The 12,107-nt window shown below is 64.3% G+C and carries 15 protein-coding genes; 7 read left to right on the forward strand and 8 right to left on the reverse strand.

Annotated features, from left to right (window positions below; genetic code table 11):
- Positions 1-4 precede the first annotated feature (4 nt).
- From ISS97_RS09575 to ISS97_RS09590, 4 genes are all read left to right on the forward strand, one after another.
- Positions 5-772 (forward strand): sulfurtransferase, encoded by a 768-nt coding sequence (locus ISS97_RS09575; protein WP_379985042.1) that lies wholly within the window; start codon positions 5-7, stop codon positions 770-772.
- The gene (gene bioH, locus ISS97_RS09580) at positions 769-1,539 is read left to right on the forward strand and encodes a pimeloyl-ACP methyl ester esterase BioH (protein ID WP_379985041.1); all 771 of its coding nucleotides are present in this window, start codon (positions 769-771) and stop codon (positions 1,537-1,539) included. The genes ISS97_RS09575 and bioH overlap by 4 nt, the downstream gene beginning before the upstream one ends.
- The gene (gene bioC, locus ISS97_RS09585; protein WP_379985040.1) at positions 1,536-2,417 is read left to right on the forward strand and encodes a malonyl-ACP O-methyltransferase BioC; all 882 of its coding nucleotides are present in this window, start codon (positions 1,536-1,538) and stop codon (positions 2,415-2,417) included. Before bioH ends, bioC begins: the two co-directional genes overlap by 4 nt.
- 81 nt (positions 2,418-2,498) lie before the next feature.
- Positions 2,499-3,200, forward strand: a complete 702-nt coding sequence (locus ISS97_RS09590) for a DUF899 family protein (RefSeq protein WP_379985039.1) — start codon at positions 2,499-2,501, stop codon at positions 3,198-3,200.
- Here the strand turns inward: ISS97_RS09590 and ISS97_RS09595 are convergent, their stop codons facing one another.
- From ISS97_RS09595 to ISS97_RS09605, 3 genes are read right to left on the reverse strand one after another with little or no spacing between them, the layout of a single operon-like run.
- Complete coding sequence (locus tag ISS97_RS09595) at positions 3,201-3,620, reverse strand: DUF6691 family protein (protein WP_379985525.1); 420 nt, start codon at positions 3,618-3,620, stop codon at positions 3,201-3,203. It lies immediately after the preceding gene.
- Complete coding sequence (locus ISS97_RS09600) at positions 3,620-4,033, reverse strand: YeeE/YedE family protein (RefSeq protein WP_379985524.1); 414 nt, start codon at positions 4,031-4,033, stop codon at positions 3,620-3,622. Before ISS97_RS09600 ends, ISS97_RS09595 begins: the two co-directional genes overlap by 1 nt.
- Before the next feature lie 5 nt (positions 4,034-4,038).
- Positions 4,039-4,923 (reverse strand): MBL fold metallo-hydrolase, encoded by an 885-nt coding sequence (locus ISS97_RS09605; RefSeq protein WP_379985038.1) that lies wholly within the window; start codon positions 4,921-4,923, stop codon positions 4,039-4,041.
- A gap of 91 nt (positions 4,924-5,014) precedes the next feature.
- Here ISS97_RS09605 and ISS97_RS09610 point away from each other — a divergent pair, with 91 nt between their 5' ends.
- Together ISS97_RS09610 and ISS97_RS09615 are read left to right on the forward strand one after the other, a co-directional pair.
- Entirely contained in the window at positions 5,015-5,335 is a 321-nt protein-coding gene (locus ISS97_RS09610) for an ArsR/SmtB family transcription factor (RefSeq protein ID WP_379985037.1), read from the forward strand.
- A 122-nt stretch (positions 5,336-5,457) separates the two neighbouring features.
- Positions 5,458-6,612: an alpha/beta fold hydrolase gene (locus ISS97_RS09615; RefSeq protein ID WP_379985036.1), complete on the forward strand. Its 1,155-nt coding sequence runs from the start codon at positions 5,458-5,460 to the stop codon at positions 6,610-6,612.
- 9 nt (positions 6,613-6,621) lie between these two features.
- On the opposite strand, the gene ISS97_RS09620 is transcribed toward ISS97_RS09615, so the two are convergent.
- From ISS97_RS09620 to ISS97_RS09630, 3 genes are all read right to left on the reverse strand, one after another.
- Positions 6,622-7,197: a DNA-3-methyladenine glycosylase I gene (locus tag ISS97_RS09620; protein ID WP_379985035.1), complete on the reverse strand. Its 576-nt coding sequence runs from the start codon at positions 7,195-7,197 to the stop codon at positions 6,622-6,624.
- Between the two features lie 85 nt (positions 7,198-7,282).
- A complete protein-coding gene (locus ISS97_RS09625; protein ID WP_379985034.1) occupies positions 7,283-8,026 on the reverse strand; it encodes an MHYT domain-containing protein in 744 nt (247 codons plus the stop codon).
- A 154-nt stretch (positions 8,027-8,180) separates the two neighbouring features.
- Entirely contained in the window at positions 8,181-8,936 is a 756-nt protein-coding gene (locus ISS97_RS09630; protein ID WP_379985033.1) for a hypothetical protein, read from the reverse strand.
- Positions 8,937-9,265: 329 nt separating this feature from the next.
- Between ISS97_RS09630 and ISS97_RS09635 the strand changes: the two genes are divergently transcribed.
- On the forward strand, positions 9,266-10,114 hold the full coding sequence (locus ISS97_RS09635) for a DMT family transporter (protein ID WP_379985032.1): 849 nt from the start codon (positions 9,266-9,268) through the stop codon (positions 10,112-10,114).
- A gap of 9 nt (positions 10,115-10,123) precedes the next feature.
- Here ISS97_RS09635 and ISS97_RS09640 read toward each other — a convergent pair whose 3' ends face one another.
- Both ISS97_RS09640 and ISS97_RS09645 read right to left on the reverse strand, forming a co-directional pair.
- Positions 10,124-11,074: a pyridoxal-phosphate dependent enzyme gene (locus ISS97_RS09640; protein ID WP_379985031.1), complete on the reverse strand. Its 951-nt coding sequence runs from the start codon at positions 11,072-11,074 to the stop codon at positions 10,124-10,126.
- Complete coding sequence (locus ISS97_RS09645) at positions 11,071-12,075, reverse strand: aldose 1-epimerase (RefSeq protein WP_379985030.1); 1,005 nt, start codon at positions 12,073-12,075, stop codon at positions 11,071-11,073. The genes ISS97_RS09640 and ISS97_RS09645 overlap by 4 nt, the downstream gene beginning before the upstream one ends.
- Positions 12,076-12,107 lie beyond the last annotated feature (32 nt).

Here is a 12,107-nt window from a genome sequence, read left to right on the forward strand (position 1 = left end):
TCCCATGCCGACCGTCAATCTCTCCGCCTATAAATTTGTCAGCCTGGATGACCTGCCAGCGCTGCGCGAGCGCGTGCTCGAACGCTGCCACGCGCTGGCGCTGAAGGGCACCATCCTGCTTGCGCCGGAAGGCATCAACCTGTTTCTGGCCGGGCCGCGCGAAGCGACCGATGCGTTCATGGCATGGCTGCATGAAGACACGCGCTTTGCGGACATCGTGCCGAAAGAATCGATCTCCGACGACGCACCGTTCGGCCGCATGCGGGTACGCCTCAAGAAAGAAATCATCACCATGCGCATGCCGGCGATCCGTCCGGAAGGCGCGCGCGCCCCTTCCGTGACGCCAGCCACCTTGCGTCGCTGGCTGGACCAGGGCCGCGATGACGACGGCCGCGAAGTGGTGCTGCTGGATACGCGCAACGATTACGAAACCGATGTGGGCCTGTTCGAACAGGCCGTGGACTATCGCATCGCGAGCTTCACTGAGTTCCCCGCCGCCATTGCCGCTGATCGCGAGCGATACGATGGCAAGACGGTAGTGTCGTACTGCACCGGCGGCATCCGCTGCGAAAAGGCCGTGCTGCACATGCAGGACATCGGCATGACATGCGTGTTCCAGCTCGAAGGCGGCATCCTGAAGTATTTCGAGGAAACGGATGGCGCGCACTGGCGCGGCGACTGTTTCGTGTTCGACGACCGCGGCGCAGTGGACAGGCAACTTGCTCCGGCGGACAGCGTCCTCTCCGACAAGAAGAAGGAAACGGACGCATGAGCTTGCATGTCGACGTTCACGGCACCGGTGCGGTGCCGTTGGTGATGCTTCACGGGTGGGCGATGCACGGTGGCGTGCTGGAGCCGCTGGTACAGGCGCTGAAAGATCGCTGCACGATGTATGTGGTCGATCTGCCGGGGCATGGCTATTCCCGCGACTGCGGCTTGCCGCTGGAGCCTTCCGCTTGCGCCGCCGCCATTGCCAAAGCCACGCCGCCGGCGCTATGGCTGGGCTGGTCCCTCGGCGGACTGATTGCACTGACCGCAGCGCTGGAACGTCCCGCGCATGCGCGCGGGCTGGCCATGTTGTGCGCAACGCCGAAGTTCGTACGCGATGCCGGCTGGCCTTATGGCAACAGCGCCGACCTGGTGCATGAACTCGCGACCGATCTGGAAACGGACTATCACGCCACGCTGGAGCGTTTCCTGACCTTGGAAGCGATGGGCAGCGTCGATCCGCGCGCCGAGCTGCGCCATCTGCGCACCCTGGTGTTCGCTCGCGGCGAGCCGGATCTGCGCGTGTTGCAGGAAGGTATCCGCATCCTGGAAACCAGCGACCGTCGCGCAGCACTGCCCGATCTGGCCGTGCCCAGCACCTGGATCGCCGGACACCGCGATCGGCTCGTGCCGCCGCAGGCCATGCAATGGTCGGCCTCGCAATGCGGTGGTGCCTATCATGAGATTGATCGCGCCGGACATGCGCCCTTCTTTGGCCATGTCGATGCCGTGGTGCAGGCGCTCACCCCATTGCTGGACGCTTACCGATGAGCGAGTTTCACGTCGACCGCCGGCAAGTGCGGCGCAATTTCAGTCGCGCCGCGCGCACCTACGAACAGCACGACGCGTTGCAGCGCGAGGTGCAGAACGTGCTGCTGGAGCGTCTGGACTTCTATCTGGAAACTCCAGAGCGCGTGGTGGACGTCGGCGCCGGCACTGGCCGCGGTAGCGCGCTGCTGAAGAAACGCTACGCCAAGGCACAGGTGATCGCGATGGATCTGGCGCTGCCCATGCTGCGCGCCGCGAAACAGCACGCCAGCTGGCTGAAGCCGTTCCAGCGCGTGTGCGCCGAAGCCACCGCGCTGCCGCTGCCCGATCACAGTGTCGACGTGCTGCACTCCAATTTGTGCTTTCAGTGGGTCGACGACTTGCAAGCCTTGTTCGGCGAATGCGCGCGCGTGCTCAAGCCAGGTGGTCTGCTCACTTTCTCCACCTTCGGTCCCGATACGCTGAAGGAATTGCGCGCGGCCTGGGCCAGCGCGGATCAGCAGCCGCACGTCAGCCGCTTTCTGGACATGCACGATCTGGGCGACGCGATGATTGCCGCGGGCCTGCGCGATCCGGTGCTCGACGTAGATCGCTACACGCTGACCTACAGCGAACCGCGAATGCTGTTGAAGGAGCTGCAGGGCCTGGGTGCGACCAACGCCGACACCACCCGCGAACGCGGCCTCACCGGCAAGCGCCACTACCAGCAGATGCTTGCGGCCTACGAAACCATGCGCCTCGATGGACGCATTCCCGCAACCTGGGAAGTGGTGACCGCGCACGCCTGGGGTCCGCCGCCGGGGCAATCTCGCCGCGCCAAAGACGGTGGCGAAATCGCCAGTTTCTCGGTGGAGAGCCTGCGCGGCTCGCGGCGGCGCTGACGCGTTTTCCGATACGGGTTTTTCATGGTCGGGCGACTATCGTGTCGCCACTTCACCTTCGTCGAACTGCCGGAGGCACCCATGAACCAGCCACTGCATGCCACCCGCTTTCCGCAAGAAAGCGCCGCCTACCGCACTGCCCGCGACCAATTGCTGCAAGCCGAGATCGACCTGCGTCGCCAGATCGAAGCCGTCGCAGCGATGCGGCGCCATCTACCCTTGGGCGGCGAGGTGAAAGAGGACTATGTATTCGAGCGGGCCGGCATCGGTCCGCAGGATCAGGATGCCGCGCCGACGGTGCGTTTGTCGGAGCTATTCCGCGATGGCAAGGACAGCCTGGTGGTTTACAGCTTCATGTATGGGCCGGCGATGCAGAACGCCTGCCCGTCCTGTACCTCTATTCTCGAAGGCTGGAACGGCGCGGCGCATCATGCGCTTCAGCGCGTCAATCTGGCGGTGGTCGCCAAGTCGCCTGTCGCACGCATCCAGGAGTTCGCGCGCGGACGCGGCTGGGTGAATCTGCCGCTGCTTTCGTCCGCCAACAACAGCTACAACACCGACTATCACGGCGAGCGCCCGGATGGCGGCCAGATGCCGATACTCAATGTGTTTACGCGCCGCGATGGGCGCGTGTATCACACCTACGCTACCGAGCTGATGTTCGTGCCGGCGGATCCGGGGCAGGATCCCCGCCATGTGGATATGGCTTGGCCGCTATGGAACTTGCTCGACTACACGCCGGAAGGGCGCGGCGCGGACTGGCGGCCGAAGCTGGCCTATTGATCAGCTCCAACGGCGCGCCAGAAGGCGATAACCGATACCGCCGACCAGCATGGCCGGCACGAAATACCACGCTTCGCGCAGGCCGGCACCGAGCGTGACCAGCGCGGGGCCTGGGCAATAACCGGCCAGGCCCCAGCCCACACCGAAAATCGCTGCGCCCAGGATCAGCCGGCGATCGATGTGTTGCGTGCGCGGCAGATGAAAAGTGTCGTCCAGCACTGGCCTTGATCGCCGGAGCACAAAACGGAATGCGATCACGGTAACGCCCACCGCACCACAGAGCACGAAAATCAGGGCCGGATTCCACGCGCCGGCCAGATCGAGAAAACCGAGCACGACACGTGGATCGCTCATCTGCGACACGACCAAGCCGAAACCAAATAGGGCGCCTGCAACCAGCGCGGCAAGCAAGCGGGACATCATGCGGACGCCCCCACCAGATGGCGCACCACGAACACGGTGATGAAAGCCGTGATCATGAAGGTCACCACCGCCGCCAGCGAACGCCGCGAAAGTCGCCCCAGGCCGCAGACGCCATGCCCGCTGGTGCAACCAGCACCCATGCTGGTGCCCACGCCCACCAGGCAGCCGGCCACGATCAGCAGCAGCCGCGGAAACTCCTCTCGCGGCGGCGCATGCGGCCACAGCTGCAGCGCAAGCCCACCCGCCGCGATAAGACCCAGAAGAAAAGCGACGCGCCAAGCTGTGTCGCTTCGCGCTCGATCGGCAAGACCAAAAGCGATGCCGCTGATGCCTGCGATGCGGCCGTTCAACCACAGCAGCAAGGTGGCCGCCAGGCCGATCATGCCGCCTCCGAGCAGGCCATAAAGCATGGCGGTCACGGCTTGCCGCCGAAACGGTTGAGCGGCAAACGCAGATAGCGCACCCCATCCTCCTCCACCGGCGGCAGGCGGCCTGCGCGGATATTTACCTGCAGCGCTGGCAGCAACAGCCGAGGCGGCGCCAGTGTGGCATCGCGCGCGGTGCGCATGGCGACGAACGATGCTTCGCTGCCGCCCCGCTTTACGTGCACGTTGTCCCTAAGTTGCGTCTCGATGCTGCTTTCGGCGGCCGGTGTGCGTATCGCGGGCGGATAGTCGTGGCAGAGAAACAGGCGGGTATCGGCGGGAAGCGCCAGAATCTTCTGGATAGAGCTGTATAAGCGCGCCGCATCGCCACCGGGGAAATCGCAACGCGCTGTGCCGGTCTCCGGTGCGAACACGGTATCGCCGACGAAGGCGGTGTCGCCGATCAGATAGGTCAGGCCGTCATCGGTGTGACCCGGCGTAGCCATCACGCGGATGTCCAGCACGCCCGCATGCAGTTCATCGCCGTCTTGCAGCAGTTGGTCGAACTGGCGGCCATCGGGTACGAAATCCTCGCCCAGACCGAACAGCGCCTTGAAGCGCGCCTGCACCTGGGTAATGCCCTTGCCGATGGCCAGCCGCGCGCGGAACACGTCGCGCAGATGATCGCCGGCACTCAGGTGGTCCGCGTGTGCATGGGTTTCCAGAATCCATTCCACCGTCAGGCGATGCTCGTGCACATAGGCGATGACCGCATCCGCCGAGGTAGTCGCGGTACGCGCGGTGGTGGCGTCGTAGTCCAGCACCGGATCGATCACCACGGCGGCTCGCCCTTCGTGGACGACGTAGGTAAAGGTGCTCGTGTCGGCGTGAAAGAACGCCTTGACCTCAGGGTGCGAACGGTTTGGCAGTGACATGGGCCAGCCCTTGCATCGTATTTTAGATATTGCTAAATTAGTTTTATCTAAACTAGAAGTCAATCCTGTGGCTACCCGTTCCCGGACACGCATGACCGCCCTTCGCGGGGACATGACGGCGATGGCCAAGCATGCGGATGACGCCGCCGGCCTGCTGAAGTCATTGGCCCACCCCGCGCGCCTGCTAGTGCTTTGCCGCCTCGTTGAGGGCGAAGCCCCGGTATCCGAACTGCAAACCTTGTCGGCGCTGTCGATGTCGGCGCTGTCCCAGCACCTCGCCGTACTCCGCGAAGCCGGGCTGGTCACTGCACGGCGCCAGGCCCTGGCGGTGTTTTACTCCTTGCAGCCCGGCCCGGCTATCGGTGTGCTGCAAGCGCTGCACGACGCCTATTGCGGGCCGAGCAAGCGCTAAGCATTCATTCTCCGCGCACTCGCCGCGGCTGCGCCGATGCGACCCCGGTTAAACCCTTGGCGCCCCCGCTGCATCCAAGCCATCACCTTTGTCCGGCTGATCGTCGTGGGGGGCATATGCTCATGAAGAAGCTGTTCCAGGTCATCCTGATGCTGCCCTGGCTAGGCGCGGCTTTCGCGGCGGAACCGGCCACCGACACGATGGTGGATGTCGGCAGTTACAAGCTGCACTTCCACGTGATCAAGGGCCATGGCACGCCGATCCTGTTCGAATCCGGCGGCGGCGATGACGAGACGGTATGGCACGACCTGCTGCCGCCACTGGCGGACCTCACGCAAACCACCCTGATCGCCTATGACCGACCGGGCTTCGGCAAGAGCGGTCTGGATACGAACCGGCATAGCATCAAAGACAATCTCGACGATCTGGAAAAGGGGCTCAAGGCGCTGGGCTATGACGGCAAGTTGATCCTGGTCGCGCATTCGCTGGGCGGCTTCTACGCCACGCTGTATGCCGCCCGGCATCCGGATGCGGTACAGGGTGCGGTGCTGGTCGATGCCAATCTCGTCTGCTTCTTCACACCGGAGCACGTGGCCGCCAACGAGCAACCGAACGAGGCGCTACGGATGAAATTCAAAGACAGCCGCCCTGGCCTCTCCTATCTGTATGGCGAAATCACGTCGACCGTCGCGCTGATGCGACAAACGCCATTCCCCACGCGCATTCCGCTGATCGATATCGTTTCGGACAAAACGCCCTTCCGGAACGACGCCGACATCCAGCTCTGGAAGAGCTGCCATCGGCAGTTCGCCGATGAGGCCAACAACCGGCAAGGCATCGTCGCCAACGATGCGGGGCACTACGTCTACAAGGCCAATCCCGCGTTGGTCATCAACGCCATCGCCAAGATCTACGCCGCCACGCTACCGGATCGCGAACGGCTTGCCCTGCTCGATCGCGCGCTTGGGTACAACCTCGACGCTGCCAATCAGGCCAGGAAACAACAGGCCGAGTATCGCCACTCGGAAGACGACTTGAACGACTGGGGCTACCAGTTGATGGCGCGAGGAGAGAAGCAGCGCGCCATCGATGTTTTCAAACTCAGCGTCGAGCTGCACCCTGCGAGCGCCAATGTCTACGACAGTCTGGCCGAGAGTTATGAAGCGCTTGGTGACAAGCGGCAGGCCATAGCCAACTACCAGCATTCGCTGCAGCTCAAACCTTCGAACGAGCACGCCAAAGAGCGGCTGCGGGTGCTGCAAACGGCGCCGAATTAGTTCCCGTCGTTACTTGCCCGCACCGGCCTGGTGACGGAAACAGGTGACGACGTGGTCGTCGACCATGCCAGTGGCCTGCATGAAGGCGTAGCAGATGGTGCTGCCGACGAAGCGGAACCCGCGCTTCCGCAGATCCTTGCTCATGCGATCGGACACGGGCGTACTGGCCGGCACCCTGCCACGGTCACGCCAGTGGTTGATCACCGGCTTGCCGTCGACGAAGGACCACAGGTAGGCATCGAGGCTTCCGAATTCCTCGATGACCTTGAGCGAGGCGAGTGCGTTGTCGCGCGCGGCGCTGATCTTGAGCCGGTTGCGGATGATGCCGGGGTCCAGCAGCAGCTTTGCCAGCTCGCGGTCCTTCATCGCGGCAACGCGGGCGATGTCGAACTGATGGAACACGTCGCGATAGCGTTCGCGCTTGGCCAGCACAGTGCGCCAGGATAGTCCCGCCTGCGCGCCTTCCAGCACAAGAAATTCGAACAGGCCGCGGTCATCGTGTAGCGGCACACCCCACTCGGTGTCGTGGTAGTCGCGTTCGATGTCGCTGCTGTTGGCCCAACTGCATCGGGTAAGTGGCTTCATCGAGCGCGGTTCCTAGTGTGAGAGCCGCAGCATAGCGCCAACCGTTGCGCCTCTCCCCTGCCGGATGCGGGGAGAGGCAGGGCGGTCAGATGCTGATCATCGCGCGCCGGCGCTGGCGCAGATGGTTGAGCACCAGCACCACCACCAGCAGTACCAGGGCCACCACGAAGATGCTCATGCCCAGGTTGTCGCCACGCATGCCGTTGGCGTAGTTCGCCGGTAGCTGGCCGCCGTTGTCGTCGATGCTCACCGCGGCCATGCCGGTGTAGTGCATGCCGCATACGGCCACACCCATAACCAGCGCGCTGCCGATCATCTGCAGCGGGCCGCGCAGGTTGAAGGCCAGCCACAGCGCGACGATGGACGCGACAATGGCGATCGCCAACGATGCCACCACCAGGTTCATGTTGTAGCTGATGAAGGCGCCCATCATCACCGCGGCCATGCCGAGGTAATGCATGCCGGTCACCCCCAGGCCCATGCAGATGCCGGCGAGCACCAGCTTGGACCAGGCGAAGGTGCCGCTGCTGGCGATGGCCAGACCGAGCGAACAGGCGCCGAAGGCGAGTACGGCTGATAACGCGGTAAGCGTCACGTCATAGGTCACCGGCATGCCCATGTCGCAAGCCAGCATGGCGATGAAATGCATGGCCCAGATGGCGCCCACACCCATCGCCGCGCCGGCGGCCAGCACCGCCGCCGTGCGCTGGCGGCTGTTTTGCGCCAGCGGAATGACCACGGCCAACTGCAGCGCGGTAAACGAGCCGAGCACGGAAATTACGTACGAAAGGACGACCAGCAACAGGTTGTAGCTCTGATGCTCAGGCATGGCACTCCTCCTCAAGGAATCACTAGTGAGTAAGTCGGACGAACGTCTTGTTGCCGGCGCGAGCGCCGGTCGTGCCCTCGTGCAAGCCTGGCCGGGTACAGGCTCTTAAGTTCGAACTCCGCAACGGGCGTAAACCGTTCACGCAGATCGATGCTTAGTGCGAGATTTCCAGAATGCAGCTCCCTGCGCCGGTGCTGCGGCAGTAGAGGCTGCGCACGAATACAGTCTGCGGCGCCACCGAACCGCCGAGCACGCCTTCGAGATAGCCGCTGAAGAAGCGGCAGCCCGAATGACCGCCAGGCGAGCAGATCGGGCTGTTCTGGATATGCAGTTGCCCATCGCGCCAATCGACGGTCGTCAGTTCGCGCATGGCCGGCACGGCGATGCGCTTGATCGCGTCGGCAAGGCCGAGCTTGGCGCCCATCGCGTAGTCGCGCTTGTATACCCAGGCTCCGGTGCGACGCCCCGCCAGCTGCAGCGAAGCCTCGCGCGCGTCCGCCGCCACGGCGCGTTCGAGCGTGAGCAGCCACGGGAAAATCTTGGGATAGTCGCGCGCCAGTTGCGGCAAGGTGCTTTCTACCTGGCGCACGTCCGGGCCGGCTTCGGGCGCGGCGGCGGGTGGCGCGGAGGGCGCGGCGGCCATCGAAGGCCGTGTCGCCACGGGTGCGGGTTGCGCAGGCAGCGCACCGCCTTCGGCAAGCGCCGCTTCAAAGCTGAGCACGCGGCTATGTGTAGCGAGTTCTTCTTCGAGCGCCAGCTGACGCTCGGCAGCGCCGCGCACGATCATCACCAGCCACGTGCCTCTGCTGTCTTGCGACAGACGTTGCCGCAGCAACGTAAAGCCGTTGGCGACGACGACGCGACCCAGTTCGACGAGCAATCCTTCGCGACGATCCGAAAGGATCTGCATCTCCAGCTCGATCATTAGCCCCCCTGTGGTCGATGCTGGTACATAAATTGTGTTGGCGACGATGAATCAACCAGCGTGCTTAAAGTGTGATGGTCCTCAAGAAACACGAATGACCCATAGACTTTCAATAGTGGGCTGAGCGCGAAGCTTGCACATCTCTTTCACATAGATCGCATGCTCCCATCGAGTGACGCGTGCACGGCGCCTAGTAAGCTTGGCGATCTTCTTGTCGTCGCAACGTGTCTTGCGTGCGCGACGCAAGTTTTCGCTCCTCTCTCGCCTGCGACGCCATGCCTTCTCCTCTTTCTCAACGCGGCGCCGTGGCCGCCATGCTCGTCACTATCCTGATCTGGGCTTACAGCTGGATCGTGATGAAGCAGGTGCTGCAGCACGCCGGCCCATTTCAATTTGCCGCACTGCGTTATGTGTTGGGCGCACTCGTGTTGTTCGCCGTCTTGCTGGTCACACGGCAATCGTTGCGACCACCACCGTTGCGGCTCACGGTGTTGATCGGCCTGTGCCAGACCGCCGCGTTCCAGGGGCTGGGGCAGTGGGCGCTGGTCGAAGGCGGCGCCGGGCGCATTGCCCTGCTCGCTTACACCATGCCGTTCTGGGCCGTGTTGCTGGCCTGGGTGGTGTTGCGCGAAAAGCCGACCTCACGGCATTGGGCAGGCATCGGACTGGCCGCTATCGGGCTTATTTGCATCATCGAACCCTGGCGCAGCATGGGAAGCGTCAGCAGTACGCTGCTGGCGATCGCAGCGGGCGCCGCGTGGGCGATGGGCACGGTGTTCAGCAAACGCATGTTCCAGCGCCATGCACCATCGCCGCTGAACCTGACGGCCTGGCAGATGTTGTTCGGCGCGCTGGCGCTATGTGTGCTTGCGCTGCTGACGCCGCAGCGGCCGATCGAGTGGAGCTGGGGTTTTGTGGGCGGTCTTGCCTACAGCGTAGTGCTGGCGTCCAGCGTGGCCTGGGGTTTGTGGCTGATCGTGTTGCAGCGCTTGCCGACAGCCGTGGCGAGTCTGTCGAGTCTCGGCGTGCCGATTGTCAGCGTGTTGCTGGCCTGGGCGATCCTGCACGAGCAACCCTCGGCGATGGAGGCCGTGGGCATTGTGTTCGTGCTGCTGGGATTGATGGCGGTCAGTGGCCTGCGGTTTCGACGCGGGCCTGTATAGACACACACATCACCACGGCAAGGCATCCAGATCGACATTGCCGCCGGTAAGCACCAGGCCCACGCGACGCCCAGTGAAGTGCTCGCGCTGTTTCAACACGGCGGCGAGCACGGTGGCGCTGGACACCTCCACCACCAGTTTCAGCTCGCGCCACAGCAGCTTCATCGCGGCGATGGTTTCATCGTCGGTCACGGTGATCACCTGGGTGCGATGACTGCGCAAGGCGGCGAAGTTCGGTTCACCGATCAGCGTGCGCAAACCATCGCAGATGGTCTCGGCCTGCAGCGACTCGATCCGCGCACCGCGCGCCAGTGACCGCGCGGCATCGTCGGCGCCAGCCGGTTCCGCACCGTACATGACGAGTGTGGGGTCGATGCCATGCGCCGCGATGGCGCAACCGGAAGCGAGGCCACCGCCGCCAATGGGCGTGATTAGGGCATCCAGCGCTTCGACTTGGCGCATCAGCTCCAGCACCAGCGTGCCCTGTCCAGCCATGACCCGCGCATCAGCGTAGGGATGCACCAGCTCGGCGCCGGTCTGCTGCTGCACCTCTGCGGCTGCCGCTTCGCGTGCCGCCTGCGTGGGTGCGCAACGATGCAGCACGGCGCCAGCCTGTTCGATCGCTTCGAGCTTGGCGCGCACAGCGCCTTCAGGCACCACCACATGCGCGGGGATGCCACGCGTCGCCGCAGCCATCGCCAGTGCATTGCCATGGTTGCCGGACGAATGCGTGACGACGCCGCGTGCGGCCTGCTCGTCATCCAGCGACCACACGGCATTGCAGGCGCCGCGGAACTTGAAGGCGCCGCCGCGCTGCAGGTTCTCGCATTTGAAATGCAGTTCCGCGCCAACCAGCGCATCGAGGCGCGCGCTGCGCAGCACCGGCGTGACGACGGCATATGGCGCGATGCGTGCGGCGGCATCGCGGATCTGTTCGATACCCGGCAGGACCACACTCATGGCAATTCGATCTCCACACCACAACGAAAGACGCGCTCGGCGCCCGGCTCAAGGCGGATCGCCGCCGCGCAATCGGGACGATTGAATGCGTCCGACCAGCTTTCCATCGGCTCCAGCGCGACCGAGCCGCGCACATCGCGCGTCACGGTGTCGGCAGTGAAGGCGAGCATCACACCGGATTCCTGCCACATGGCCATGCCCAGTTCGCTGGCCGGATCGCGCAGATGGGTACGCGCGCGTCCATCGGCGTCGTGCTGCAGGTCGGCGTAGGCATGATTGATCTCGCGCCCATCGATGCGCTGCGGCTGGCGGAAATCCAGCGCTGGCGCATCGCTCATCCGCACCTTCGCCGCGATGCCGGGCAAAGGAATGTAGTCGGCGTCGGTGCGTACCAGGGTTTCGGCGGGGATCTGCAGTTCCCATGCGTCGATCGGCGTGCCGTCGAAGCGGAAGTACGGATGCCAGCCGAAGAAGCATGGCGCGGCCTGTTCGCCGGCATTGCGCATGCGCGCCTCCAGGGTCAGGCCGCTGGCATCCAGGATGTACGTGACCGTCAGGTCGATCGCAAAGGGATACCCCGGATGCACGCCCGGACGAATCGCCGAGGTGAAGAAGCTGGCGCGGGCGCCGTGCTCATCCGCCGCCAGGTCGGCGATCTCGAAATCCACGCCACGCACAAAGCCATGGCGAGCCGCGCGCTGCGCGCCCTCCACGCCGGGCTGCAAGTCGTAAGCCTGACCGTCGAATATGTAGCGCGCATCGGCGATGCGGTTGGCGAAAGGCACCATGATGGCGAAGCGGGAGCTGGGGCGGCTGTCCAGTTCGGCCGCATCGCGATAGCCGTCGGCCAGATCGTGGGTGACGCCGTCCAAAATCTGCTCCAGCGCGATCACGGTGGCGCCGCGCCGCGCTATGCGCACGCGTCGCCCGTGCGCAGGGTCGTGCAGTACGACGATGTCATGCGGACCCAGACTGGCCCGCTCCGCATGGTATGCCGCCATTGGCTTGTCCTGGCCCGAAAACGCCGCATGTT

It is taken from the genome of Dyella koreensis, from assembly GCF_044904565.1.
In the GTDB taxonomy this organism is placed as follows: Bacteria; Pseudomonadota; Gammaproteobacteria; order Xanthomonadales; family Rhodanobacteraceae; genus Dyella_D; species Dyella_D koreensis.

Coding starts and splice junctions, on each gene's coding strand:
- ISS97_RS09575 (WP_379985042.1), top strand. CDS start 5: ATGCCGACCGTCAATCTCTCCGCCTATAAATTTGTCAGCCTGGATGAC.
- bioH (WP_379985041.1), top strand. CDS start 769: ATGAGCTTGCATGTCGACGTTCACGGCACCGGTGCGGTGCCGTTGGTG.
- bioC (WP_379985040.1), top strand. CDS start 1,536: ATGAGCGAGTTTCACGTCGACCGCCGGCAAGTGCGGCGCAATTTCAGT.
- ISS97_RS09590 (WP_379985039.1), top strand. CDS start 2,499: ATGAACCAGCCACTGCATGCCACCCGCTTTCCGCAAGAAAGCGCCGCC.
- ISS97_RS09595 (WP_379985525.1), bottom strand. CDS start 3,620: ATGTCCCGCTTGCTTGCCGCGCTGGTTGCAGGCGCCCTATTTGGTTTC.
- ISS97_RS09600 (WP_379985524.1), bottom strand. CDS start 4,033: ATGCTTTATGGCCTGCTCGGAGGCGGCATGATCGGCCTGGCGGCCACC.
- ISS97_RS09605 (WP_379985038.1), bottom strand. CDS start 4,923: ATGTCACTGCCAAACCGTTCGCACCCTGAGGTCAAGGCGTTCTTTCAC.
- ISS97_RS09610 (WP_379985037.1), top strand. CDS start 5,015: ATGACCGCCCTTCGCGGGGACATGACGGCGATGGCCAAGCATGCGGAT.
- ISS97_RS09615 (WP_379985036.1), top strand. CDS start 5,458: ATGAAGAAGCTGTTCCAGGTCATCCTGATGCTGCCCTGGCTAGGCGCG.
- ISS97_RS09620 (WP_379985035.1), bottom strand. CDS start 7,197: ATGAAGCCACTTACCCGATGCAGTTGGGCCAACAGCAGCGACATCGAA.
- ISS97_RS09625 (WP_379985034.1), bottom strand. CDS start 8,026: ATGCCTGAGCATCAGAGCTACAACCTGTTGCTGGTCGTCCTTTCGTAC.
- ISS97_RS09630 (WP_379985033.1), bottom strand. CDS start 8,936: ATGCAGATCCTTTCGGATCGTCGCGAAGGATTGCTCGTCGAACTGGGT.
- ISS97_RS09635 (WP_379985032.1), top strand. CDS start 9,266: ATGCTCGTCACTATCCTGATCTGGGCTTACAGCTGGATCGTGATGAAG.
- ISS97_RS09640 (WP_379985031.1), bottom strand. CDS start 11,074: ATGAGTGTGGTCCTGCCGGGTATCGAACAGATCCGCGATGCCGCCGCA.
- ISS97_RS09645 (WP_379985030.1), bottom strand. CDS start 12,075: ATGGCGGCATACCATGCGGAGCGGGCCAGTCTGGGTCCGCATGACATC.